The organism is Fulvivirga imtechensis AK7 (assembly GCF_000331535.1).
GTDB classification, from domain to species: domain Bacteria; phylum Bacteroidota; class Bacteroidia; order Cytophagales; family Cyclobacteriaceae; genus Fulvivirga; species Fulvivirga imtechensis.
In genome coordinates, this window is record NZ_AMZN01000043.1 from 1 (window position 1) to 21,399 (window position 21,399).

23 protein-coding genes are annotated in these 21,399 nt (G+C 40.8%); 14 read left to right on the forward strand and 9 right to left on the reverse strand.

The features are described 5' to 3' along the window. Together C900_RS12030 and C900_RS12035 are read left to right on the forward strand one after the other, a co-directional pair. Nucleotides 1-1,272, forward strand: a 1,272-nt coding sequence (locus C900_RS12030) for an RHS repeat-associated core domain-containing protein (protein ID WP_040496644.1), incomplete at its 5' end; no start/stop codon positions are given. Further along, nucleotides 1,269-1,694, forward strand: a complete 426-nt coding sequence (locus C900_RS12035; protein WP_040496645.1) for a DUF3997 domain-containing protein — start codon at nt 1,269-1,271, stop codon at nt 1,692-1,694. The genes C900_RS12030 and C900_RS12035, both read left to right, overlap by 4 nt. 103 nt (nt 1,695-1,797) lie before the next feature. Here C900_RS12035 and C900_RS30840 read toward each other — a convergent pair whose 3' ends face one another. Then, the gene (locus C900_RS30840; protein WP_009580163.1) at nt 1,798-1,929 is read right to left on the reverse strand and encodes a hypothetical protein; all 132 of its coding nucleotides are present in this window, start codon (nt 1,927-1,929) and stop codon (nt 1,798-1,800) included. Nucleotides 1,930-2,269: 340 nt separating this feature from the next. Between C900_RS30840 and C900_RS12045 the strand changes: the two genes are divergently transcribed. The 5 genes from C900_RS12045 to C900_RS12065 all read left to right on the forward strand — a co-directional run bounded on the left by C900_RS12045 (nt 2,270) and on the right by C900_RS12065 (nt 4,602). After that, complete coding sequence (locus C900_RS12045; RefSeq protein ID WP_009580164.1) at nt 2,270-2,575, forward strand: hypothetical protein; 306 nt, start codon at nt 2,270-2,272, stop codon at nt 2,573-2,575. A gap of 27 nt (nt 2,576-2,602) precedes the next feature. Beyond that, nucleotides 2,603-3,085 carry a thermonuclease family protein gene (locus C900_RS12050; RefSeq protein WP_009580165.1) on the forward strand — a complete coding sequence of 161 codons (483 nt, stop codon included), beginning with the start codon at nt 2,603-2,605 and terminating at the stop codon, nt 3,083-3,085. Nucleotides 3,086-3,224: 139 nt separating this feature from the next. Then, complete coding sequence (locus C900_RS12055) at nt 3,225-3,620, forward strand: hypothetical protein (protein WP_009580167.1); 396 nt, start codon at nt 3,225-3,227, stop codon at nt 3,618-3,620. Nucleotides 3,621-3,670: 50 nt separating this feature from the next. After that, complete coding sequence (gene deoC, locus C900_RS12060) at nt 3,671-4,330, forward strand: deoxyribose-phosphate aldolase (protein WP_009580169.1); 660 nt, start codon at nt 3,671-3,673, stop codon at nt 4,328-4,330. After that, the gene (locus C900_RS12065; protein ID WP_040496648.1) at nt 4,327-4,602 is read left to right on the forward strand and encodes an acylphosphatase; all 276 of its coding nucleotides are present in this window, start codon (nt 4,327-4,329) and stop codon (nt 4,600-4,602) included. Before deoC ends, C900_RS12065 begins: the two co-directional genes overlap by 4 nt. 120 nt (nt 4,603-4,722) lie before the next feature. On the opposite strand, the gene C900_RS12070 is transcribed toward C900_RS12065, so the two are convergent. After that, nucleotides 4,723-5,226 (reverse strand): hypothetical protein, encoded by a 504-nt coding sequence (locus C900_RS12070; protein ID WP_009580173.1) that lies wholly within the window; start codon nt 5,224-5,226, stop codon nt 4,723-4,725. A 285-nt stretch (nt 5,227-5,511) separates the two neighbouring features. Here C900_RS12070 and bla point away from each other — a divergent pair, with 285 nt between their 5' ends. Beyond that, nucleotides 5,512-6,225, forward strand: a complete 714-nt coding sequence (gene bla / locus C900_RS12075; RefSeq protein WP_009580174.1) for a subclass B1 metallo-beta-lactamase — start codon at nt 5,512-5,514, stop codon at nt 6,223-6,225. 58 nt (nt 6,226-6,283) lie between these two features. On the opposite strand, the gene C900_RS12080 is transcribed toward bla, so the two are convergent. After that, nucleotides 6,284-7,090, reverse strand: a complete 807-nt coding sequence (locus C900_RS12080; protein WP_009580176.1) for an SDR family oxidoreductase — start codon at nt 7,088-7,090, stop codon at nt 6,284-6,286. Nucleotides 7,091-7,262: 172 nt separating this feature from the next. Here C900_RS12080 and C900_RS12085 point away from each other — a divergent pair, with 172 nt between their 5' ends. Continuing rightward, nucleotides 7,263-8,108, forward strand: a complete 846-nt coding sequence (locus tag C900_RS12085) for a lysophospholipid acyltransferase family protein (RefSeq protein WP_040496649.1) — start codon at nt 7,263-7,265, stop codon at nt 8,106-8,108. Here the strand turns inward: C900_RS12085 and rlmB are convergent, their stop codons facing one another. Beyond that, nucleotides 8,109-8,852, reverse strand: coding sequence for a 23S rRNA (guanosine(2251)-2'-O)-methyltransferase RlmB (gene rlmB / locus C900_RS12090; protein ID WP_009580179.1), 744 nt, complete (start codon nt 8,850-8,852; stop codon nt 8,109-8,111). It abuts the gene before it with no gap. Between the two features lie 16 nt (nt 8,853-8,868). Continuing rightward, complete coding sequence (locus C900_RS28390) at nt 8,869-10,047, reverse strand: GWxTD domain-containing protein (protein ID WP_009580180.1); 1,179 nt, start codon at nt 10,045-10,047, stop codon at nt 8,869-8,871. Nucleotides 10,048-10,155: 108 nt separating this feature from the next. Between C900_RS28390 and C900_RS12100 the strand changes: the two genes are divergently transcribed. Next, on the forward strand, nt 10,156-10,938 hold the full coding sequence (locus C900_RS12100; RefSeq protein WP_009580181.1) for a class I SAM-dependent methyltransferase: 783 nt from the start codon (nt 10,156-10,158) through the stop codon (nt 10,936-10,938). 316 nt (nt 10,939-11,254) lie between these two features. Here the strand turns inward: C900_RS12100 and C900_RS12105 are convergent, their stop codons facing one another. The 3 genes from C900_RS12105 to C900_RS12115 all read right to left on the reverse strand — a co-directional run bounded on the left by C900_RS12105 (nt 11,255) and on the right by C900_RS12115 (nt 16,331). Then, on the reverse strand, nt 11,255-12,328 hold the full coding sequence (locus tag C900_RS12105; RefSeq protein ID WP_009580183.1) for a sensor histidine kinase: 1,074 nt from the start codon (nt 12,326-12,328) through the stop codon (nt 11,255-11,257). A gap of 195 nt (nt 12,329-12,523) precedes the next feature. Further along, entirely contained in the window at nt 12,524-15,481 is a 2,958-nt protein-coding gene (locus C900_RS12110) for a glycosyltransferase family 117 protein (protein ID WP_009580184.1), read from the reverse strand. Between the two features lie 223 nt (nt 15,482-15,704). Then, the gene (locus C900_RS12115; protein ID WP_009580185.1) at nt 15,705-16,331 is read right to left on the reverse strand and encodes a hypothetical protein; all 627 of its coding nucleotides are present in this window, start codon (nt 16,329-16,331) and stop codon (nt 15,705-15,707) included. Between the two features lie 242 nt (nt 16,332-16,573). Here C900_RS12115 and C900_RS12120 point away from each other — a divergent pair, with 242 nt between their 5' ends. From C900_RS12120 to C900_RS12135, 4 genes are all read left to right on the forward strand, one after another. Continuing rightward, nucleotides 16,574-17,761, forward strand: a complete 1,188-nt coding sequence (locus tag C900_RS12120; RefSeq protein ID WP_009580186.1) for a tetratricopeptide repeat protein — start codon at nt 16,574-16,576, stop codon at nt 17,759-17,761. A gap of 116 nt (nt 17,762-17,877) precedes the next feature. Next, nucleotides 17,878-19,218 carry a hypothetical protein gene (locus C900_RS12125; protein ID WP_009580187.1) on the forward strand — a complete coding sequence of 447 codons (1,341 nt, stop codon included), beginning with the start codon at nt 17,878-17,880 and terminating at the stop codon, nt 19,216-19,218. Continuing rightward, nucleotides 19,202-19,867: a haloacid dehalogenase-like hydrolase gene (locus C900_RS12130; protein WP_009580188.1), complete on the forward strand. Its 666-nt coding sequence runs from the start codon at nt 19,202-19,204 to the stop codon at nt 19,865-19,867. Before C900_RS12125 ends, C900_RS12130 begins: the two co-directional genes overlap by 17 nt. After that, entirely contained in the window at nt 19,864-20,628 is a 765-nt protein-coding gene (locus C900_RS12135) for a hypothetical protein (protein WP_009580189.1), read from the forward strand. Before C900_RS12130 ends, C900_RS12135 begins: the two co-directional genes overlap by 4 nt. Here the strand turns inward: C900_RS12135 and C900_RS12140 are convergent. Beyond that, nucleotides 20,618-21,373, reverse strand: coding sequence for an FkbM family methyltransferase (locus C900_RS12140; protein ID WP_009580190.1), 756 nt, complete (start codon nt 21,371-21,373; stop codon nt 20,618-20,620). The two genes, C900_RS12135 and C900_RS12140, sit on opposite strands and share 11 nt — an antisense overlap. Nucleotides 21,374-21,399 lie beyond the last annotated feature (26 nt).

Sequence of the window (21,399 nt, forward strand, 5' to 3'; positions counted from 1 at the left end):
GGTCACGCACAGATAACATCTCAATCCTTCTACCACAGGCGCATCTCCCTTGAGGGTGTTGTGGCAGAAAAGCCGGGTTTTGTTTATATTTACCTGAGCAATGAGAGTGACAGCCCATTGCCGGTGTTCTTTGATGATATGAAAGTGACGCTCAATGAGAGCGCTGTGGTGCAACAGGACAGCTACTATCCTTATGGCCTGACGTTTAACTCCAACAGGAGGGCTTACGGTGATAAGAATAATTATTTGTTTAACAGCAGCAGTGAGTACAATGATTTTACAGGCTACTACGAGATGCCCCTTCGTCACTACTCGCCAGCTACAGGTAGGATGACAGGTGTTGATCCTTATGCGAGCAGCTATCTGAATGAAAGCCCGTATTCGTTCTCCGGTAATAACCCGATTTACTACTCCGATCCCAGTGGGGGTTCTTATGCGGATCTGAGTAGAGATGATGAGTTTGTGAATGGTGGGTATAGGGTGTTTAATGGAGGTGGGGGATATATTCCAAGCAGGGCTTTTGGTTGGAGCCAGGGCATCTATCGGAATGACTGGTCACTGGCCTATGGCAGTGATTCCTACAGGAAAGAACAGTATATCTCAGAGCAAACAGGAGGCTACCAGAAAGGTCAGGACTTTTATAATGGCGATGGTGGTTTAATAGTTACTAAAAACGGTAAGCAAGGCCAGTGGATAGACTATTACACCAATGGAATTGTTGATGCCGAGCATTATATCAATTCTGAGTTTAGGGTGTATGATGCTCAGAATGGAGGGGGGTGTCCTCCGGGCGAAGATTGTAATGAAAGCAATGCACGGAATGCAATTACAGTATTGGGAATGTTGATGGATTATTTGTATGGGAAAGGTCCCGAGCATACGACTTTTTCTAATGATGGAATTGCAAATGCCATGCGTGATTCTCCAGGCGTGAATCAAGCCAGAGATTTGTGGTATAAGGAAGCTCGAACAGGTCGCGATATGGTAAATAAGCCTTTGACAGGTGTTGCTGCAAGTTTCACTTTCCCAATTGGAATTATTAATGCTGGCTCAGATCCTGTCGAACAATTTATTGGAACTTTTAGAGTGCAATCCATTGAGTTAATAAACAATGGCACGGAGTTAAGGTATACCTTGACCAATCGAACTAGCTTCAATTCCTTAATGTATCACATTGCTCCATCATGGCCTAGATCAGCTTATGGTCCAATGGGTAATACTTATCAGACTTACATTTTCACCGAACCTATAAATTATAAAAGATTGCCGTGAAGAAAATTAAAATAGTTTGCTTGGTTGTATTCCTCCCTTTAGTCATCTTGTCTTGTGAAAGGCATAAGTATGAAGAGAGAATTGAATTGAACTACTTTCTTATATCACTAGAGGAGTTTGAGGATATGTCATTAATGATAAAAAACGATAATCTGTTTGTTGAAGTTATACCTCAAACAGTGTATGCTTTGGGTAGTGATAAAAACTATATTATTGTTAAGCGACATCCGCGGGAGTGGCCTAGCATGCCAGATAAATCAATTAAGCAGTATTATATCATTCCCATCACTGAACCAGTTGATGAAGTTGCAGAATATAATCGCATTGGGCCTATGACGAAAGAAGAGTTTGAAAGGAAGAGAGAGGAATTAAGGGTGCCGCAAAGTCTTACCTTTACGAAGGTGTTTGAAAATTTAGAGTGATTACAAGGTCACTCTTTGTGATTTATGAATGCAACTGATATGATACAAAAGTACCTGATCAGTAACATTTGAAATTTTTGAAATTTAGAATATGTCTAAATAATCAGGCCACATCTTTAAGGACATTCGAAAGGGTGTCCTTAAGTTTTTTCTTACCTACAAACGCATCGAGGATAGTAAAGATGGTTTGCTTTTCTTCATCGGAAAGCCCTTCGATCAGTTTAACCTTTTCCATGATAGTAGCATCTTGAGAGTTAATATCTTGCAGATCTTCATCCCAAACCTGGCGCAAGTCTGTGACTTGTGTCTTCCAATGGGTAAAGAGGGTCTGTGACCCGGTATAATAGAACGAAAAACTATCTATCGCGGAAGTACTTCGATGCTACAACGACTACAGAAAAAGCCTTGCAGGGGTGCGAGGCTGTTTTGATTATAAAGAGGCTACGTTTTTTTTTGGAAGAACTCTTTAAACTTTTTACTGCAAAATCCCATTGAAATTCCAAAAAGTCCGTCCCAGTATTGGGACAGACACCTCAATGGAAACATCCTGTCGCTGAAACGCCAGGCGCATAACGTTGACTCCGCACATCGATGCACTGCAATACACCTACACTAACGGCAATCAGTTGACAGCCGTAGCCGATGCCGCGGGGTGGGAAGGCTTTGCAGATAAAAACACTACAGGACCGGACTATACGTATGATGCCAATGGTAACATGACCAAAGACCTGGATAAGGAAATAGAGAGTATAGAATACAACCACCTCAACCTGTCTGCGAAAGCAGTGAAGGCCGATGGGCATTATATACAATACCCTTCTGTAGCTCATAAATTACTCAAACCTTCTGCAGCATCTTGTTGTTATACTGTTACCTCTTAGTAGTTAGAGGTATATAAATAACAAGCTATGTTCAGTCTTCTATTTACCATATTGCTCCTGTTTGGCGATGGATCAACATCTGGTACTTTTTCCGCAAAAGTGATCAAGGTAGTGGATGGCAATACAATCGAGGTACACAACAGTGACAAAGAAGTTGTGTTATTACTGCTCAATGGGGTTGATTGTCCTGAGCCGGGGCAGCCTGCTGCTGATCATGCAAAAGCATTTACTGAAAAGATGGTACTGAAGAAGAAGGTTACTATAGTACTTCATGGCAAAGATCGTTGGGGTAATAAACTTGCTACGGTGTTGCTTAATGGTGGAACAAACCTCAACCATGAACTGGTAAAGAGTGGCCTGGCCTGGGCTCATCCATCAGCCGATAAGACTGTTGTTTCGTTTCAGGAAGAGGCAAAAGCCAACAAGCTTGGTCTTTGGCAGACCGAAGACCCTACACCACCATGGGTATACAAGCGCCAGCAAACCATGATGGCCCCGAAGGGACGCTGACCATTATGACTTCCTTTCAAATACAATAAAATCAGATAATTTCAGTTATTATTGATAATTGCCCGGTAAATTCGTAAAGATTTCAGATTTCAGATTTCAGATTTCAGATTTCAGATTTTCTATTAAATGATAGACTCCTATGAGATTAATTATAATTATCTTACTCTGCTGCTGTGGCGTTACTTTTAATGCCAATGCCCAGAAGGAAAAAAAGAAGAAAAAAACATCAAAGGCTGAGCAGGTAGACAGGTCCAACGCATTTGAGCCACATGTACCTGAAAAGGCGATGGCTCCTGCCAAGACAAAAAGGAGTAAAAAGCAGTCATTTCGCGCCCGTTATAACAAGAACCTGGATAAGAAAAAGGAAGAATTTCAAAAACGTATGGAGGCCAATGCCAAAGCGTATAAGAAGATGCAGCGCCAGATGGAAAAGCCCCAATATTCTGATCCGATGTATTTTGGTCATAAGAAAAAGCCAAAGAAACGGCCTCCCGGCAAACGAAAGTTTTGTCATGAATGCGGGATCGTGCATTAATGTTCTTCATCTGATTTCGCTTTCATATTTTAATCTTTATCTTCGGTTCAATGAAAAATATCAATCGCTTCATTGAACAAACTAATCTGAAACCTGCTATTACAGCTAATGACGTAGATCTATTGGTTCGGCAGGCTGCAGATAATAGTTTTTTGGGTATTTGTGTGCCCCCCTTTTGGGTGAAAAGAGCCAGCCGTGAAATTGGCAAACGTGATATCCAACTGGTGACTGTAATAGGTTTTCCGTTGGGTTATAACATGACAGAAACTAAGATCCATGAGATAGAATTAGCCATACGCGATGGAGCTGATGAACTGGATATTGTCATGAATGTTTCCTCTTTTAAAACGGGCTTACCGTGGACCAAAATTGAATTGGCCAAGTGTAGCAAGCTCATTCATGACGAATACAAGCTTCTGAAAGTTATTATTGAAACGGCACATTTGTCAAAGGAAGAAATTAAAAAGGCTTGTCTGATGTGTGCAGATGCTGGTGTCGATTATGTAAAAACATCGACTGGTTTTGCAGGTAAAGGTGCAGAGGTAGAAGATATCAGACTGATGCGGGAAGTCCTGCCTTCAAATGTAGGAATAAAAGCCTCCGGAGGTATCAAAACATATCAGCAGGCTGTTGAGTTAATAAATGCAGGAGCCGACCGTATCGGTACTTCGTCCGGAATTGAAATTATGTCGGAAATCGCCAAAGGATGAAAATGCATTACAACATCACAATAAATGGTCGGGTGCAGGGAGTTTTTTACCGGGCCAGTACACAAAAGAAGGCAAAGGAATTAGGTATTACAGGAGGAGTAAAAAATCAACCGGACGGAAGCGTCTATGTTGAAGCGGAAGGATCTGAGGATCAGCTCAATGCACTGGTAGAATGGTGCAAATCAGGACCATCCACAGCTAAAGTAGACAAGGTGGCAGTGGAAAAGGCAAATGAAACTAAAGGATTTGATGATTTCGAGGTGTGGAGGTGATTTGACAGTTCATAGTTCTGAGTTTACCATTCATAGTCTGTCGACTTCAGCCTTCGATTTTCCAACTCGCGGTCTCAAGCCTCAAGTCTCATATCTAAAATCTCACATCTAAACAACAGCCTACGCAATACGCATTTTTACAATGCCTTTATATTTATAGATCTTTAATTCGAAATGCTGGTGGATGAAGGCTTTCATTCTGTTTTCAGCCAATTCAGATTTACGCCCTTCCGGGTAGAATACTGTAAGCTCCAGTACTGCTTTCAGAAAATTAGGCTTTAGACAAAAATCAACGAGCCACTCTTTGTAGGTACTGCTCCAGTCAGAAGTATATTTTTGGTAGTGATCCTGCCCGTCAAATAAAAGTTCAAGCTGGTTTTGTCCGAATTTATACCGGTAAACTCCCGCCAGGTTTCTATAGAATTCTTCCAGGCGGTCAGTATACGCAGTCTGATGACTTTTAATGGCCCTTATAGTATCATCTTCAATACCGAGTGGATTGTATTGTTCCAGGTAAAATTTCTTGGCAAAATCAACTAAATAAATGGTTAACTCTTGCGCTGTGTCAAGCTGAGCCCTTTCTAAAATGTAGTTCTTATCTAGTGGAAAATACTTCTGGATCATATTGGTTATTTGACTCACCAAATATAATGTTTTCTTTCTTTATGACAGAAATCAAATTTCAAAAAAACTGCTTTGCTACATCTGTAAATATAGAGTATCTTCATGCATAAATTTACTACTTAGTGCACTAAGAAAACGCCAATGTCCGCGTTACGCTCGTTCCAAAAATGCTCATCCCGACAACTGTAACAACTGTACGGGACTCCGCTTTTTGGAACTTCATCCCGCTCTTTAGCAGGAACGTTTTCTTAAAGCACTTAGAGTTTTCTTACAAACACTACTTATATGAGGTATATTCTGATGTCACTGCTGGTTTGGCTGAGCGCCAATGTAAGCGGGCAAGATGGAAATTATGAGATAGATATAGCCAAGATAGGTGATAACTTGTATCTCTATCTCTCTTATTCTGATTATCAGGGGCAGAAAATATCAGCCAACGGCCTGTTGGTAGATGCCGGGGATAGCGTGCTGATGATTGACACCCCCTGGGGTAATGACCAGACCATCCAACTTCTGGACTGGATAGATGAGAATCTTCAAAAGCCTCTAGCTCTTGTTGTTATTACTCATGCACATGAAGACAGGATCGGAGGTATTGGAGTAATCCATGAACGCAACATCAGAACAATAGGAAGTAAGCTGACGGCAGTGTATGCCTTACGCTGGGGCTACCAGCCCCCAAAGGAAACTTTTGAGAAAGAGCAAATCATTAAAATCGGGCATCACAAAATCGAATTATTCTATCCCGGTCCGGGTCATACAGTAGATAATTCAGTGGTATACATCCCAGACTATAATTTGCTGCATGGCGGATGTTTTGTGAAAAGTGCGGAGGCCAAATCGCTTGGCAATATAGCAGATGCAGACCTTGGGTCCTGGCCTGCAAGTTTGCAAGCAGTGCAAAACCGTTATCCTGATATTAAAACAGTAATACCCGGCCATGGGAGTACAAACTCAGGGGCCATAGAAAACACACTGAAGCTTTTGAATAAAAAGTGAGCTGACACCCGGGCGGGGACTAGATCATAAATCATAAATCGTAAATTGTAAATTGTATTCATCTAAGGGGCGAATTCTCCTCCTTAGCCATTACGTTATATACAATTTTATCCATAAACCCCGGAAACCATTTATTCAGGAAAACAGTCATTTTTCCCTGACCAGTCAGCACCAGGTACTTCTTACGTTTTTTTGTAGCCTTGTAGATGTGCAGCGCACACTCTTCGGCAGTCATCATTTTGTTCTCCTGCCTTGGTGATTCACCCTGCTGAGAACCATCAGCGGTGAGAGACGATTTTCTTATATTTGAAGCCGTAAATCCCGGGCAGGCGGTGAGCACATGAACACCTTTTTTGAGCATTTCAGTTCTTAATACTTCAAGAAAACCCTGAAGTGCAAATTTTGATGCGGAATAACCTGTTCTCCCCGGCAATCCTCTGAAACCTGCAATGGAAGAAATGCCGATGACGGAACCCTTGTTATCCATAATGGATGGCAGGCAATATTTGGTAGCATAAAGAGCACCGTAAAAATTAATATCCATCACCTGTTTCACAACCTCCAGGTCCACATCTTCAAACAAGGCTCTCATTGAAATACCGGCATTGTTGATCAGGATATCTATTTTGCCGAACTGCCGTATAGCCTCCTTTGCCATACTTTCATTATCTTCTTCCTTACTAACATCACTTTGAAATCCGGTGATTTCAATATCTTTTGCTTTCAGTTCAGCCACTGCTTCATCCAGCGGCCCTTTTTTTCGTCCTGTAATTAAAATCTTCGATCCTCGCGAACCGAATACTTCAGCCAACGCTTTACCTATCCCAGACGATCCTCCGGTAATTACAACTACTTTATCTTTCATAATTTTAGTATAGAGATTAGTATTGAGTATTGAGATAGCTCTAAGACAGCACATTGCTGAAGATTCCCCGACTACTCAAGGGTCATGACTATTTATACGGGCTAAAATAATAGAATAGTTAGTTAAATGTCCCATCTTTTGAATAAATGACTAATTTTGGCCACCCTGAATTATGTTTATACTTAAACTTCTTTCCCGACTCCCGATGAACATGCTTTACATCATCTCCGATGTCATGTTCTTTGTGATTTTTTACCTGGCAGGATATAGAAAGCGAGTTGTTGTTGGTAATATCGGGAGGTCGTTCCCCGGGAAAAGCAATGATGAGGTAAGGGCTATTGCTAAAGAGTTCTATAAGCGTTTTATGGACTTCACTGTAGAAACACTGAAGGCCATCACTATTACCAGAGAAGAACTTACCAGTAGAGTAAAGTTTTTGAATGTACCGGATGTACAACGTTATGCCGATGCCCGTCAGTCGATATTGGTTGTGGCTTCTCATCAGTTTAATTGGGAGTGGGCGTTGCTGACAGGGTGCATAGTATTGCCATTTCCTGTTGACGCAGTATATCAGCGGCTTACAAATAGATCATTTAACGATCTGATGGTCAAGACGCGCGGACGTTTTGGAGGCCAACCCATAGAAAAAAGCCGGATTTTGAGGGAAATTGTCAAAAATCCTGACAGGTTAAAAGCATTGGGCATTGTGGCCGACCAGTCACCAAGAAGCAAGTCTCCAAAATACTGGACAACTTTCTTGCATCAGGATACTGCCTTTTACCTGGGCGCGGAGCAGATTGCTAAGGCAGCTAAATATCCCGTATTCTTCTTTAAGGTAAAGCGGGTTAAGAGAGGATCATATACAGTAGAACTGGTTAAACTTGCAGATCCTCCGTATAATAAAAATGGCCATGATATACTTGAGGCCTACGCGCGTGCAACCGAAGATGCCGTACAGGAAGACCCTGCAGGCTACCTGTGGTCACATAAAAGGTGGAAGCTAAAAAAGGAGGAGTAGCTATTCTGCTCGCTGCCGTATCGCTTCAAATATGGCTATGGCAGCGGAAACAGATACATTTAGCGAATCAATACGTCCGCTCATAGGTATCCGTCCACGCGAATCGCACATTTTCAGGTATTCGGGGGATATGCCGTCTTCTTCGGAGCCCAGTATAATGGCTAATGGTTGCCGAAAATTTACCTCATAAATAGAAGTATCGGTTTTCTCGGTACACGCCATGATGTGTATACCGTTTTCCTTTAAAAAAGTCAGGGTATTTTTCAGATTGTCTACCCGGCATACCGGAATGTAATTAAGTGCACCGGCCGAGGTTTTCATAGCATCGCTATTGATGGCGGCACTTCCTCTGCTGGGGATAATGACCCCGTCAATACCTGCGCATTCGGCCGTTCGGGCTATGGCCCCAAAATTTCTCACATCTGTTACCCGGTCCAGTATGATAAACAAAGGCTCTTTTCCCTGTTGGTAGGTATGATCTATGATGTTGTCAAGAGAGGCATACTTAACTGCGGAAAGAAAGGCAATTGCACCCTGGTGATTTTTACGGGTGATCCGCTGAAGCTTTTCAATCGGCACCTGCGATATAGGCACATGGTGTATTCTGGCGGTTTTTACCAACTCTTTGATAAGATCATTGTTCAATCCTTTTTGTACAAGCAGCTTGTCTATCTCTTTCCCGGAGTTGATGCTTTCTATAATGGCCCTAATGCCAAAAATGTAATCTTTTTGATTGTCTTTCATTACCTGTTATTCAACATTAAAACCTTCCTTTACGCCAAAGATCAATAGCGCGGTACCAAATGTTAGCGTAGCTCTTGTCCCTGATGAGCGCGTAAGTGGGTGCGAAGATAGTTTCTGTACGTATAAACTCAAAGTTTAGCTTAGGCAATGCCGGTGATGCCAGGTATGTCCAACTCTCACCGTTAATATTCTTGTTTACTTCATCCGGTGGCCCGAAAATGATATAGATCATGCCCCTGTCCGTTTTCCAGCCTTCTTTATATGTTGTAAAAAGTCTGTTCGCCTGCTCCACCCGATCAAAATAATTTTTAATAATTGTTCGTGCTCTTTCTGGTGAGTTGGTAAGATCAAGCCAGAATTTATCAAACTCCCTTTTGTCTCCATTGATATCTTTGAGCTTCAGATTTTCTTCCCGGGTGGTGATGTAGATAAGAGGCTCTGTCAAATGTTCCAACCTTGCCAGTTTCGGGTAATATTTATTTTCCAACCTGAAGCTAAAGCCTTTGTCACTGGTAGAGTCTAGCTGCAAGAGGTACAATCCCTGTTGTTGCAGGGTTATGTCCATACTGTCATTTACCATAAAAGTGCTGTCGATAGAGAGGGCCAGCTCAGGGGATTCTTCCCGCACAGGCATTGGTGGCAGCGCCGGAGGGAATTTATGACCATAAAAATAGCCGTACACCTCTTCGCGTGGAGTGAATGAATATTTTCCGGCAGCTATCCATGGATTAAACTGGATGTTATTATGTATGTTTTTAAGAATTAATGGATTTTTATCGAATCGGAATTCATAGTAGTAGGTAAATCCGCTGAACTTGCTGAGTACCTGTATCACCAGCATTTTAGAGGTTGCATTAGCAGGTAACGAATAGTTGAAGAGATAATCTGGGCCATCCTTTCCAATATATGTGCTGTCAATTTTCTCTTTTGGAATAGCATCTAATTTGTCTTTATATGAGCTGGCACTGAAAAATTTCAGGGTGTAGTCAAAAAGCTGCGGTTTTCCCTGGTTAATAGTCAGCTTGAGGTATACCTGCACCGTATCATTGATGGTAACGGATTGTACATTAAGATCAATTTCTGATTCAGGGTTGTACTGATGGGCAAGATTGGTAGTGTTCAAACTGTGCTGTCCATGAGTAAAAATGGTCAGGTGTACCGCAATTACAATAAAAAAGTACCTGGCGTTCTTCATCCTATTAAATATTTTTCGAGAGGAAGTTACTGGATTTGTACCATAAAATAAAAAATGATTAGCGGGTAATTTGTTTTCATTTGCCCTATTTTTGCCGTAAAAGTACTAATGGGTGTTTATACCACAGAAATAGCTTCAGACAAAATAGCTTCAGACAATCCGATTCATCAAAGGTTGTTAAAAGCTTATTACCTGGCTGAAGAGTATGTACAGGGCGATCTGCTGGAAATAGGTTGTGGGGAAGGACGTGGAATTGCGCTCCTGAAAGACAAATGCCACAGCTATACTGCCATTGATAAAATAGAGGAAGTACTGGACACACTCAGAAAGAGGTATAGTGACGTCACCTTCATTCAGGATAATATACCTCCACTTCATAAGGTTGGAGATGGTCAGTTTGATATCGTCATCAGCTTTCAGGTGATAGAGCACATCAAAAAAGACAGACTTTTCCTTGAAGAGATACATAGAGTACTCAAGCCGGGCGGAAAGGCTTTACTTACAACACCCAACATTAAGAAAACACTTACCCGAAATCCATGGCATATTCGTGAGTATACGGCCGGTCAACTGACTCAGTTGGCTAAGGAGGTATTTACCAAAGTTGAAATGAAGGGGGTATCAGGCAATGAAAAAGTGATGGAGTATTACGAGATGAATAAGAAAAGTGTACAGAAGATAACGCGCTTTGATGTATTCAATCTCCAATATAAGTTACCAGCGCCTTTGCTTCGGATCCCCTACGATTTGTTGAATCGCCTGAACAGAAACAAGCTGAAGGATAGTAATAACAGTCTTGTTGATGACATACATCATACCGACTATCTGCTTGTCGACAATGCTGATGAAGCCCTGGATCTTTTCTGTATTCTGGAGAAAGGTTTAAATTGATTTTTTCTACCAGTGGCTGGCTTTTATCCGGTTATGGAAATGAGCAAAAGCACCTGAATCTTTAACGAATTTAGCGATAAACATATTAGGTAGGCCTGGAAGAAACTCCAAGTGGCTTTAAGAAAACGTTACCGCCAAAGGGCGGGATGAAGTCCCAAAAAGCGGTAGTCCCGTATAGTTGTTACAGTTGTCGGGAAGAGCATTTTTTGGCAAGCGTAACACAGGCATTAGCGATTTCTTAGGTAAGGCCGAGTATTCTTTTGCTTACAGGTTTGTTTTTCCGGTTTTTTTGAAGACTGGGCAAATGGAATAATATTTATACACTTGGAATTTTTATAGTAAAGGTCGTGCCCCGGTTAACTTCACTTTTTACAAAAATTTCGCCATTATGTTTTTTTACAATTTCATAGACTATGCTCAACCCCAGCCCTGTTGATTTTTCGCCTTTGGTGCCTTGCCTTCTCAGCGTGGAGAATTTGTTGAACAACTTGGGTATGTTCTTTTCTGCTATTCCAATACCATTGTCCTTTACAGAAAGTTTTACAACCCCTTGCTTCTTTTCTGTCTTTATTTTAATAGTCTCGCCCTCGGGTGAAAACTTAATAGCATTGGAGAGCAGATTATCTATTACTCTCTTAAATTTTGCACGGTGAATTGGTGCGGTGGCATCCTCAGACAGCGATTTTTTCAGCCTGATATTTTTTTGGCGAGCGTTATAGTCAAAGAAAGAGACAGATTTAAGCACAAGGTCATTGATATTGATATTCGTGAGTTTGAGCCTGATATCTTGTTCCAGTTGAGCTATTTCTATCAGATCACCAATAATATCCAGAGCATTATCAGAAGCATCCTCTAAAATATCAAGGAGCAGTTTTTGAGCATCACTGGCATCATTCTTCAGTAGCGAGCTCAGTGCTTTAATTTGGTTGATGGGCGACTTAAGATCATGCGCCACCATAGTGAGTACTTCATTTTTCTGTTCGTTCGCCTCATTGAGTTGCTTCAGTCTTATTTCATCGGTTTTTTGTTTTGTAATGTCCTGTTTAATGCCCAATATCCTTACAGCTATATGATTGTCATCACGAAAGATCCTGCTTTTGCTACTCACATAAATTACTTTTCCATCAGTTCGAATGGCCCTGTACACGCAGTTAAAGTAGTCCCTTGACTTTAGACACTCATGATAGTAGGCCATTACATCGTCAAAATCATCAGGATGTACTGCGGCCTGAAAATCCTCCGCAGTATACTGTGCTTTAACCGGCAGGTCAAATATTCTTATCAAGCTGTCAGACCCGGTCCACGTACCGGTAGTAAGGTCCATGTCGTAAACCCCAAGGTTAGCGATGTCTTCGATTTCCTTTAGCCAATCAATGGTTGATATATTCATCGCATAATTGTTAAAGCTTGTTTGAAAGTAATATAATATAGCGCAAATTTTGCTTACTCCTGACGAATCCGGTCATCAAAAAGTGTGATAAAAATCATTTGTTTAAGAAGCTGCAGGTAAGTGTTATACTATTGTTAAACAAAAAAATCCCACCGAGCTACTTCAGTGGGATTTTTGATCGGAAATTATTCTTATCTACAGACGCTGCCTGTTATATTGCAGTTCGTTTATTATTTGTTGATAAGACTCCTCGTATTTTTTTGCCAGTTCATCTTCACCATACTGGTAGAGCGTTCTTTGAAGTTCACCTAAAATAACCAGGTTGCGCTGGAGTTCCATTCCCATGCCGGTTTCTTTTTTAGTAAGATACTTCACCATCTCTATCGCTCTGTCTCCCAGTATTTCTGCTATTTCCCTTGCTTTTCCATCTTCACCAAGTGCAAACAGTATGGCAGCAGTTCTTGCAGCCGTGTAATCGTATGGGATTACCTGATCCGGCATTTTTTCCAGACTGAAGAAAATGGCTTTTCTTGCCCTCTCTTTTTCGCCTTTCTCAATCAGAGACGTAGCCAGCGTATTGAAGCTGGTGCGATGGTTGAGTACGAAATTTCGATAGTCCTGTGAATAATAAACCTTAGGGTTATCAAGTTCGCGATAGTAAAAATTATTCATCAGGTTATCATACATCACCTCAGTGTTGACAAAGTCTGCCTGAGGATTAGGGTTTTTCACTGGTAATATGCGGTAGGCATTTCCCTCCTGAACAGCATACTGGCTCAGGTCAAAATTGATCTGCTGCATTGAGGTGTTGTTCAGGTAGATGGGGCGCTCCCAGTCTGCCGTAGCCAGCACATCAAGAATAGCCAGATCTTTTTTCTCCAAAGCATTTTTCCCCCTTTTCAGGCTGAATATCATTCTATCAACGAGCAGGCTGTCCATACCCTCAGGGATGATGCCAAGGCTTCTTACCTTTTCCTTATCTACGTTTATCGTGAAGGTTCTGCTTGGAACAATGTTGGCCGTGGCATATTTGCGCAGTCGCTTATCTCCTTTGTTAAGCAGGTTGAGATATTGCTTAACATCAATACTGCTTAGCCCCAGGTCTTCATAAGGCAGGTAATCATTAGGGCCATTGGATTTATAGTTTTCAAAAGTCAGTGTGTAGGGGAAGGCCTCCGACTCATAAACAGGTCTCATGCTCTGCCAGATGTACCAATCTGTGTTATAATAGCTCAGCACCACTACTCTGGCGTCAGTTCTGAAGCCTTCTACCTCCTGTACATACCATAGCGGAAAGGTATCATTATCCCCACCGGTATACAGAATGGCATTTTCGGCTGTAGAAGCTAAAAAGTTTTTTGCAGAATCTACAGAAAAATAGCGATTATCCCGGTTATGGTCGTCCCACCCTTGTTGTGCCATAAGGGCAGGCCCTGACAGACATATAACCGTTGAAATAATAGCAGCGGTTTTTTTTGCCGTAAACTTGCTCAGCAGGTCTATCAATGCCAGTACGGAAAATCCTATCCAGATGGCGAATGCATAGTATGATCCCACATAAATATAATCACGCTCACGGGGTTCGATAGGTGGTGAATTGAGATAAAGTATCAGTGCCAGACCTGTGAGGAAGAATAGCATAGCCACAAAAGCAAAGCCTCTTCTATGCATTTGATATTGATAGAACATACCCACTATCCCCAGAATAAGAGGTATCATAAAGAAATTATTACGCCCCTTGTTCTCAGCAATTTCCTCGGGTACATCCTCCATCGCCTCAATGGGGTCAAGCCATCCTGCGTCTTGAATATCGCTTTCCCGGCCTGCGAAGTTCCACATGAAATAGCGCATGTACATCCAGCCCATCTGATGTTGTAACATGAACTCCAGATTGTGGAAAAAATTTGGCTTTTCGCCTTCTCTAAGTTCTGCTACCTCTCTGTAGCGCTCAATATGTCTCGGATCGCTGCTGTACATTCGGGGGAAAAAAGTAGTATGCTTGGGATCATAGACATAAGAACGGTTCCTGTCAACAATCTCATATTTATCTTTTCCTTTTACGTACACAGGAGCGCCCTCTTCTGTCTTTATCACATTGGCAGTGAAATACTGGCCGTGAAATAATGGCCGGCTACCATATTGCTCACGCTTCAGGTATTTTACAAAAGACATGACATCCTCAGGATTATTTTCGTCAATTGGAGGATTGAAGTTAGAACGTATCACAATGGTGGCATAGGAGGAATAGCCAATAAGAATAAAGGCGAACCCCAGCAGGGCCGTATTGAGCACCTCCTTTTGATGCTTTAAGGAATAGCGAATGCCCCAGACAAGGCCGGTAATAATGATGGCTCCAAAGAATATGGCTCCCGAACCAAAAGGCAGGTTGAGGTTATTAACAAAGAATATTTCGAAGCTACCCGCAATAGTAGGCAGACCCGGAATTATGAAATTATTGATTAAAATAATAATTAGTCCGCTGATCACCAAAGCAGCTACAATACCCCAGGTAGTAGGCTTGTATTTTTTAAAATAGTAGATCAGCCCCAGGGCAGGTATGGTTACCAGGTTAAGAAGGTGAACACCAATGGATAATCCCATCATATAGGCTATTAGGATCAGCCATCTGTTAGCACGGCTTTCATCTTCAATCAATTCCCATTTGAGCATAGCCCATACCACGAAGGCTGTAAAGAAAGAAGACATAGCATAGACCTCTGCTTCAACAGCCGAAAACCAGAAAGAATCGGAGAATGTATATGCCAAAGCGCCCACAGCGCTCGCTCCTATGATAGCGATTGTTTTTTCCACGCTGATCGTATCATGAATACCTATTTTCATAATTTTTCTGGCCAACATGGAGATGCTCCAGAATAGGAATAAAATGGTGAAGCCACTACTGATCACACTAGCCACGTTGATCCAGTATGCTACCTGGGTAACATCACCAAAGGCAAAAAATGAAAATATTCTGCCGATCAAAAGGAATAATGGCGCTCCCGGAGGGTGAGGTACCATGAGCTTATAGGATACCGCAATAAACTCACCAGGGTCCCAATAACTGGCTGTGCGCTCAACTGTGATCAGGTAAACGAGGGTGGAAATAGCAAAAATGATCCAACCTGCAATATTATTTACTTTTTTAAAATCCATTGGGGTTTTTTAATCTTACAATTTGAATAGGCGAAAATAACGAACTATGTACAATTCTCAATGAATAATATACAATTAACGGTTATTAGCCATTCAAACGGTTGTTAAAGCGTCCGCGTTCAAATATATAGCCGGATTGTAAACTGTATTGATGCCTATATATTTTATGGGTATCCTACTTTTTATATAGCCACTGGTAAAAGTCTTTTCAGCGGTGAAAAGTTTATTTATACACAATAAGATAAAATCCCAACCAGAGCAGGAAGAATAATACATAGGAGGAAAAAACGATAGCACGGGCAACGGATTTACGCTTACCGGCCATATGATGAATACCGGCAACAAGCACGAACCAATAAATGATTTCGAAAACATTTAGGGCTTTTAAAGGATAGAACCATCTTTTGTCCAACTCATATGCATCGACCAGGTTAATCAGCGATAGCGGATAGAATGATCTGATCTCAAAAAGATTTGGGTCGGTTTCTATAAATACAAACCACAATATCTTCAAAAGCTCGGGGATAAGGAAAACCGATTCGGACACAACTGCCACTTGCCATACATTGCCATAGGTTATTTTATATCCGAACATAAAGCTGCCTATCCATAGCACGAAGCTGATCACCGTTAATTTGATGAGGTAGATCAATGGAACACTAAAATATTGCAGGGCATTAAGCATGTGGAAAACACCCATTTCCCCCCTCGATTCGAGAACCTCAAAGGCTGCTGTTTCGTTTTCTATAAAGGTCTTCTTTAGAATGAGCAGAAACAAGGTAGCTATACAGAGAAACAGGAAAAACACCCATTTGTTGGTGTTAAAAACAGAACCATTGTCGTTATGCATATATTAGTATTGAGATATTAATATGGAGTATTGAGCCTAGAGAATCTCATTTTTGCTGGTTGCACTAACTACTCATGATTCTCTTTGCCAACTGCCGACTATTTCATGGCTGAAATATAGACAAACTCTATATTTTTTGTCTGACCATTCAGAACGAAAGACGACCATTTAATTGTTAAAAGGAATGATTTAGACCTTGCTAAGGTTAAAAGGAGAGAATAAATTATCTTTATCGGATAAATATGAAGCGGCTACTGATATTAATATTATACCTTGCGGGCACGGTTGGCACTATTGCGCAAGCACAGTTTTCAGATAAAACTGATGACAATGAGCAGATCATACTGATCTCTGATATGCAGTTGCAAATAGATATTAACCAGGCAATGAATGACTTGTATAATTTTAAATTTGCCAAAGCGGAGCAACAATTTCGCTGGCTGAAGCAGAAATACGGCTGGCATCCCCTGCCTTATTTCCTTCTTGGCCTCAGTGAGTGGTGGAAGATCATGCCTAATGTGAACAATACCGCTCATGATGAAAATTTTCTGGCATATATGGACACCGTTATCACCATATCGGAGCGGCTGTACGAAATTCCCCGCCATGAGGTAGAAGCTTCTTTTTTTCTTGCAGCGGCTTATGGTTTTAAAGGCCGGTTGTACTCGAGTGAAGAGCGTAAACATTGGACCAAATCAGCTTTTGCAGGAAAAAATGCACTGAAATATATGCAAGAGAGCAAGGGCATGGACGACCTCAGCCCGGAACTTCTTTTTGGTGACGGCTTGTATAACTACTTTTCTGTGTGGGTGCCGGAAAATTATCCGCTTTTGAAGCCGATCCTGGCTTTTTTTCCCAAAGGAGACAAGGCATTGGGCATCAAGCAATTGCGCGAGGTGTCGTACAATGCCTTTTATACTCGCACGGAGGCTATGGTATTCCTGATGCGCATATTGGCCAATTACGAAGATGATATGCCAAGAGCGCTTCAGATCAGTGAATATTTACATCAAACTTACCCTGATAACCCTTACTTTCACCGGTATTATGCCCGCTTGCTATACTCTTCGGGCAAGTTCAGTTCTACAAAACCCGTTGCCGAAGAGATCATGGCCAGAATAGATAGCGGCATGCTGGGCTACGAAGCCACCAGCGGTCGGTATGCGGCTTTTTTCCTCGGGCAGATATATGAAACGAGGAAAGACAACGAAAAAGCTAAGTATTACTATCTTAGAGCCAAAGAATTTGCCGAGCAGATAGAAGCCACGGATACCGGATACTATTTATACTCCCTATTATCCCTGGGGGAGATATACCAGGAAGAAGGCGATGAAAAAGAAGCAAAGAAGTATCTAAAGCTGGTGAAAAAGCATGCCAGGCGCAAAGATGCCGTGCATGCCAAGGCAAGAGAACGGCTGAGAGAGTTTTAGGAAATCAGAAATCTGAAATAGGAAATATGAAATTAGAAAAACAGAGATCGAAAGTAAAAAATGAACTTGGGGCCACTTTTCACATTTCATATTTCTGATTTCATATTTATTTAAAAATGGAGTTAAAGGATTTTGTTGTAACCCCCATCGTACTCTTTATTGTGTACGTTCTGGCCTATATTATCAGGCCCCGGGTCACGGATCATAATACCAGGCGGTATTTTATTCCGGCTTTAACGGTGAAGATCATTGGTGCTATCGCAGTGGGGTTGATCTATCAGTTTTATTATGGGGGAGGGGATACTTTTAACTATTTTCATCATGGTAGTGCTCATATCATTGATGCGTTTAAGGATAACTTAATCAAAGGAGTAAGGCTCATCTTTTCTAATGGAGAGCACGAGGCTTCCACCTATCTCTACTCATCGCAAATATGGTATTTTAAAGATTCTGCATCTTTCTTTATGGTGAAAATAGTAGCCATTATCGATCTATTTACATTTCATACTTATTCTGCTACGGCCTGCATAATTGCCGCCTTGAGTTTTAGCGGAATATGGGCTTTGTATATGGTCTTTTATGATCTTTATCCACAGAGACATTTACATTTTGCCATTATTTCTTTTTTTATACCTTCCCTTTTTTTTTGGGGCTCAGGTGTATTAAAGGATTCCGTGACCATTGGTGCATTAGGCTGGATCACATATGCTGTTTTTGAGCTGTTTGTGAAAAGGAAAAATATAAGACAGAATGGGTTTGTTTTGTTGGTTGCCGGGTATGTCCTTTTTTCCATTAAAAAATACACCCTTCTTGTGTTCTTACCAGCAGCAATAATTTGGCTTTATATAGAGTACTTCCAACGCATCAGGTCACTGGCAAAGAAAGTTATAAGCTTTCCGATTGTTGTGGGTCTGGCTGTGTTGTCGGGTTATTATGGGGTGTTTTATGTAGCAGAAGGTGATGAAAAATACGCATTGGGAAATTTAGCGGAAACAGCAAAAATAACAGCGTATGATATACGATATTTTTCAGGAAGAGATGCGGGCTCCGGGTATGATATTGGCGAGCTTGACGGAACTTTTCAGGGTATGATGAATTTAGCTCCACAGGCTATCATTGTGAGTTTGTTTAGACCTTTCCCTTGGGAGGCAAATAATGTTTTAATGCTGTTATCATCATTTGAAAGCCAATTAGTATTGATTTTGACAATATATGTAATTGTCTTCGAACTTCGGTATCTGTTGGTTCACTTCAGGCGGTCTCATATTATCTTTTGTTTTTTATTTTCAATCACTTTTGCCTTTGCAGTTGGTGTAAGTACTTTTAATTTTGGTACATTAGTTCGTTACAAGATTCCTCTGTTACCTTTTTATCTTGCAGGATTAATAATGGTGTTGGAGGAGCGAAAGCGGTTTTTTAATAGGCCTGCATATTTATTAAATGAAAATCGATCCTAACAAAAGATTGTTTGTTGCAGATATTTGTAACACCCTCTTCAATATTAACACCACTTTCGGATTTATAGACTTTTATCTAAAGCAAAGGAAATCCTATGTTAGATCAGTTGCTTTCCGGTTTCTTGTGGCGAAGTGGTCACCACTTTTTTATATTCTTATCATTGCCAATAAATTATCCGGAAAGGATTGGCACAAAAAAATGGCCCTTCGGTTACTTAAAGGTGAGGCTAAGAGCGACTTGTACCAGGAAGCTGAAAAATTTTATACAAATAAACTCTGCCATTTACAAATCGAGCCCTGTTATAGACTGCTTGAGCAGGCACAACAAAACGGTGAAAAGATAGTATTACTTTCCTCAAGCATAGATCCAGTAGTATATGGCATTAGTAAAGCAATAGGGGCAGAATATAGCTCCACTGAAATAGCATATGATAAAGAAAGGTGTGCTGGATTTGTGCTTAGAGAGCTTAGTGGCAATAAAGATAAAATTCTAAGCGACTTTTCCGGGTTTTCTTCTATCACTGTTATGACTGATAACTTTTCGGATAAAAGATTGTTGGAAAAGGCTCATATCCGCTATGTGGTTTTAAATCATCCCGGAGACAGGAAAAAATGGAGAGGTCTGGAAGCTAATTTTATAGAGCTATGAAATTATTACTTTTATTTCCGGCCACTTATTTTGTCAAAACACGACTTAATACCTTAAAAGCGCTCATCTTTCACCCTTATTTTGAATGGGTACCGGTGATAATGATTATGTTGCTATGGAAGGGCTTCTCGATTACTGAAACAGCCACCAATTTTCTCCTCTGTTATGGAGCTTTTATTTCTATCTATGAAATTGGCTACTTCGCCAATGATCTGTTTCCCTCAAGATTTGAGAAGAACCATAGAAAAAGGACATCGGACATACAGTTTAGAAGTTGGTATACGGTTTTCTTCGTGCTTAGCAGGATCGGTTGGTTCTTGTTTTTTACATTTTATGGTGGCTTTAATGCTATTTATGAATGGTGGTATTTTTATGCGTTGCTGGTGGTTGTGTTTTCTATGCATAATTTGTTGCCAACTCCGTCATATAAGTGGATAACATTTCTGTCTCTCAGCTTGATGAGATTCACAGCTCCGGTTTTTATTTTCCTGGAGGATGAGTTTTTCATTAGGTTAATTGTAGCAGCAGTGCTGAATTATTCGTTGTTCAGACTAGTCATATATATGGAGAGCAAGAATATACTAACAATACCTAATAGAAGATCCTCATCTTTTGCATTCTATTTTTACCTGACAATAGTGCCTGTTAACTTTTTTGTTGCCATTATCGCAAATGATATGCTTCCACTATCTTTTTGCATCTATTACCTGCTTTTTTGTGCGTTTAATTTCCTTTTGAGTAAGGCCAGGTTCAGCCTTTGAAGACTCCGGAGTTCTTTGCTACTTCTGCTGCAATAAAAAGAGCGTTGCACCGTCTCAATATGGGAAGATCCTTTTGCCATTCCTGAACTTGTTCATAGATACCGAAAAGCAGGTAATCATACTTTTCAAGGTACTTTTTTACGGCTATAAAATCTTCATGGTACTTGTTTGTTGGGTTCATACTTACCTCGGTTTCCACAAACGCTATAGCCGTACTTTTTAGTAGCTCAGAGGCTCCTTTCAGTACCTCAAGATCGTAGCCTTCGGTATCAATTTTAAGATAGTCGATCCGATCAATATGATTTGTCTTACAAAAACTCGCTAACGTACAAAGTTTTACCCGTTCAACCTTGGTTTCAGATTCTGGTAAGTTGTTATTATTAATAATGGAGTTCATACTTGAATCTCTATTGAGAGCATCAATTTTCACATCTATTTCTTTATTTTCAGCACCTAATGCTATATTATGACAGGAAATATTTAATGTGTTCGTGGTTTCTTTCAGCACCAAAAAGGTTTCCTTTATTGGTTCGATGCAATATATCTTTGCAGACGGAAACTTCTTTCGCATCTGCTTTGCAGATTGACCTGTATTTGCTCCTACATCAATTATGTTTAAGAATTCAAATGCCTTTAGCTTTAATTGAATATCCTCAAAAGGATCAATGCCAAACGGAAGTTGCCTGTAAGTTTTTAACCCGGTGGTTTTTTCAAATAAAAGCTTAAATTTTGCGCGAAGATTCATTTTTAAGGGTTTAGGGCGAAATATAC

Coding starts and splice junctions, on each gene's coding strand:
- C900_RS30840 (WP_009580163.1), bottom strand. CDS start 1,929: ATGGAAAAGGTTAAACTGATCGAAGGGCTTTCCGATGAAGAAAAGCAA.
- C900_RS12050 (WP_009580165.1), top strand. CDS start 2,603: ATGTTCAGTCTTCTATTTACCATATTGCTCCTGTTTGGCGATGGATCA.
- C900_RS12055 (WP_009580167.1), top strand. CDS start 3,225: ATGAGATTAATTATAATTATCTTACTCTGCTGCTGTGGCGTTACTTTT.
- deoC (WP_009580169.1), top strand. CDS start 3,671: ATGAAAAATATCAATCGCTTCATTGAACAAACTAATCTGAAACCTGCT.
- C900_RS12065 (WP_040496648.1), top strand. CDS start 4,327: ATGAAAATGCATTACAACATCACAATAAATGGTCGGGTGCAGGGAGTT.
- C900_RS12070 (WP_009580173.1), bottom strand. CDS start 5,226: ATGATCCAGAAGTATTTTCCACTAGATAAGAACTACATTTTAGAAAGG.
- bla (WP_009580174.1), top strand. CDS start 5,512: ATGAGGTATATTCTGATGTCACTGCTGGTTTGGCTGAGCGCCAATGTA.
- C900_RS12080 (WP_009580176.1), bottom strand. CDS start 7,090: ATGAAAGATAAAGTAGTTGTAATTACCGGAGGATCGTCTGGGATAGGT.
- C900_RS12085 (WP_040496649.1), top strand. CDS start 7,263: ATGTTTATACTTAAACTTCTTTCCCGACTCCCGATGAACATGCTTTAC.
- rlmB (WP_009580179.1), bottom strand. CDS start 8,852: ATGAAAGACAATCAAAAAGATTACATTTTTGGCATTAGGGCCATTATA.
- C900_RS28390 (WP_009580180.1), bottom strand. CDS start 10,047: ATGAAGAACGCCAGGTACTTTTTTATTGTAATTGCGGTACACCTGACC.
- C900_RS12100 (WP_009580181.1), top strand. CDS start 10,156: ATGGGTGTTTATACCACAGAAATAGCTTCAGACAAAATAGCTTCAGAC.
- C900_RS12105 (WP_009580183.1), bottom strand. CDS start 12,328: ATGAATATATCAACCATTGATTGGCTAAAGGAAATCGAAGACATCGCT.
- C900_RS12110 (WP_009580184.1), bottom strand. CDS start 15,481: ATGGATTTTAAAAAAGTAAATAATATTGCAGGTTGGATCATTTTTGCT.
- C900_RS12115 (WP_009580185.1), bottom strand. CDS start 16,331: ATGCATAACGACAATGGTTCTGTTTTTAACACCAACAAATGGGTGTTT.
- C900_RS12120 (WP_009580186.1), top strand. CDS start 16,574: ATGAAGCGGCTACTGATATTAATATTATACCTTGCGGGCACGGTTGGC.
- C900_RS12125 (WP_009580187.1), top strand. CDS start 17,878: ATGGAGTTAAAGGATTTTGTTGTAACCCCCATCGTACTCTTTATTGTG.
- C900_RS12130 (WP_009580188.1), top strand. CDS start 19,202: ATGAAAATCGATCCTAACAAAAGATTGTTTGTTGCAGATATTTGTAAC.
- C900_RS12135 (WP_009580189.1), top strand. CDS start 19,864: ATGAAATTATTACTTTTATTTCCGGCCACTTATTTTGTCAAAACACGA.
- C900_RS12140 (WP_009580190.1), bottom strand. CDS start 21,373: ATGAATCTTCGCGCAAAATTTAAGCTTTTATTTGAAAAAACCACCGGG.